Below are 2,319 nucleotides of genomic sequence, written 5' to 3'. Positions count from 1 at the left end.
TTCATGGCCTTTTTTCTGTTGCTCAGTCCGGCGCTGCTGTTTTTGCACGGCGCAGCGTGGGCGGCGCTGATCGCGTTGGCGCTGGGCGCGGCCACGCCCGTTGTGTGGCTGGCCTGGCAGGTGCTGGCACCACCCACGGTGCCGCGCTGAAAATCCCAAACAAAAAACCGCGCCCGGCAACACGCCCGGCGCGGTTTTTTTTTGGCCGGGTCTGACGGCGTCAGACGGGCAAATCAGGCATCGTGTCGATGCGCATAAACGGCCCATAGTCGGCATCGGCCTGCAGCTGCGGCACGTACAGCGCCTGGCCGCCCAGCGACAGGGTGCTGGCCGAGTCGCCGATCCAGCCAAAGTCGCCGCTCATGGCCAGGCTGATGCGCGGAATGATGACGCGCGCTTTCTGGCCGTCACCGTTGACGCCGCTGAAGATGACGCCCTTCTCGACGTTCGTTTTGCTGAAGGCGGCGATGTTGATGTAGCCCGCATAAGCGTAGTCCACCAGCAGCGGCTCGGTGTAACCCACCGGATGCGCAATCAGGCGGTAGCGACCGTGGTCGGCATCGCTCACCTCGTAGTGGGTGCCCTCCACGTAAGTGATGGGCGCGCCGGTGGAGTCCTCGATGACCACGCTGGAGGTGCGCGGGTTTTTGAGCACGAAGTAGTCGCCCGGCTGCAGCGCGGGCAATTGCTCGTCGGTCACGGTGCCGTCGGCCTTGACCACCGCGCCGCCAAAAAATGCCTGAGCCAGCGTGCGGCTGTCGAACTGCACCATCTCCAGCTGCACCTCGAGCGACTTGGCCGTTTCTATTTCCTTGAGCGTCAGGCGCTGGCCCGAGCAGCTTTCGGTGATGGTTTCGGTTTCGCGGCTGGGCGTGGCCGTCAGTGTGCGGTTGCCGCAACCCACGCTGTAGAGGTCAACCAGGTAACCCGATTCGGGTCGGCCATTGACCGGATCGAAGGTGCCGATATGTACCGGCCCCTGGCCGTTCCAGATGAGGGAGGTATCTGCTTGTGCTGGCATGGTGTCAGTCCTTTGTTGCTTTGTCGAACTTCGAGGGGGCAGCGGCAGAAGCGGCTTTAGCCACGCCGACGCCAATTAGCCAATCGGCTTTGCGCGCTGGCAAATCCAACGCAGCGCCTGCCGGATAGTCGCGCCCGGCATGGCGGTGAGGTTTTAAAAGAGTGATGGTTTTCATAACGATCTCCTGCAAAAAATCAAGTCAACAAAACAGCAAAATCAAGCAGCGCCACGCCCGCACCAGCGGCGCTGCCGCCCGCGCTGCCGCCGCCGAGGCCCGCCCGCGCGCCGTAACTGCCGCCTGCACCGGGCATTTGCGTCTCGCCCGCGCCGCTGAAAAAACCCAGCCAGCCGGGCATGGCGTAGCCGCCCCCACCCGCTGAGGCAGAGCCAGGGCCCCAAACCCCGGCCCCGCGGCCATACACGTTGTAGCCAGCATTGCCACCGGCAAGGTCTGCGGGGGGCCGCCCGAAGGGATTGAGCGCACCGCCGCCGCCAATGTGGTTGGCAGACCCCGCGCCACCGGGGCCGCCCGGGCAAGACCAGTCGCCGCCGCTGCCGCCCGCGCCGCCGCCCGCGCCACCCGCTGCATTGGCCCCGCTGACGCCGCCATAACCGCCGTCTGCGACGATGGTGCCCCAGGGGCAAGCGGCGGTGGTCGCGCCGCCGGGCAAAGCGGCGCTGCCGCTGGCCGCGCCAATGGTCAGCGCGATGCTGTCACCCGCGGCTACCGCGCGCCAATGGCAGCCGCGCAGCTCACCCGCGCCGCCGCCACCGCCGGTGTATTGCGCGCCGCGCCCGCCCGCACCGGCCAGGGCCAGGCGCACAAAGCCGTCCGCCGGGGCCGTCCAAGTGGTGCCGGTATAGATGATGTGCAGGTGGGACTCCAAGGCCGCTCCCCCGCCGGTGTTGACGCCGAGCGCCATCGCCCCCGTGTCGTCGGTGGCGTACAGGTCAAATCCGCCGCCCACGCGCACCAGGTAGAGTGCATTGGCATCCAGTGTGGCGGGCAGGGCCGCCACCACTTTATGGGCGCGCAGCGTGGCCATGCTTACCAGCCCAGGCTGCCCCAGGTGGTTTTGACCTGGACGCCGTTGTAGGTCAGCTCGCCATCGCCGTTTTGGTCGAGTAAATCGAGTTGTGTTTTGTTGGGGTGAGTGTGCGCGGCGGTCACCGCGCTGTCGATGGCCGCGGGCGTGCTGGCGGGCTTGCCGCTGAGCGCAGCCCAGGTCAGGCTCAAGTCCATGCTCTCGGCCTCGCTGGTTTTGATCCAGCTGCTGGTGGCCGGGGTGTACAAATAA

Annotated in this window: 4 protein-coding genes; all 4 read right to left on the bottom strand. The window is 66.6% G+C overall.

From position 1 onward, the window contains the following. Positions 1–220 precede the first annotated feature (220 nt). Positions 221–1,021, bottom strand: coding sequence for a hypothetical protein (locus ACK5NW_RS08295; protein ID WP_416926944.1), 801 nt, complete (start codon positions 1,019–1,021; stop codon positions 221–223). A 4-nt stretch (positions 1,022–1,025) separates the two neighbouring features. Next, entirely contained in the window at positions 1,026–1,196 is a 171-nt protein-coding gene (locus ACK5NW_RS08290; RefSeq protein ID WP_416926943.1) for a hypothetical protein, read from the bottom strand. A gap of 19 nt (positions 1,197–1,215) precedes the next feature. Further along, positions 1,216–2,067 (bottom strand): hypothetical protein, encoded by an 852-nt coding sequence (locus ACK5NW_RS08285; RefSeq protein WP_416926941.1) that lies wholly within the window; start codon positions 2,065–2,067, stop codon positions 1,216–1,218. Positions 2,068–2,069: 2 nt separating this feature from the next. After that, a partial coding sequence (locus ACK5NW_RS08280) for a hypothetical protein (RefSeq protein WP_416926939.1) occupies positions 2,070–2,319 on the bottom strand: 250 nt, incomplete at its 5' end.

The sequence above is a fragment of the Ottowia sp. genome, assembly GCF_047975795.1.
GTDB lineage: Bacteria > Pseudomonadota > Gammaproteobacteria > Burkholderiales > Burkholderiaceae_C > Ottowia.
Note: the sequence above shows the minus strand (reverse complement) of the source record. Positions and strands in the feature narration are given on the sequence as shown.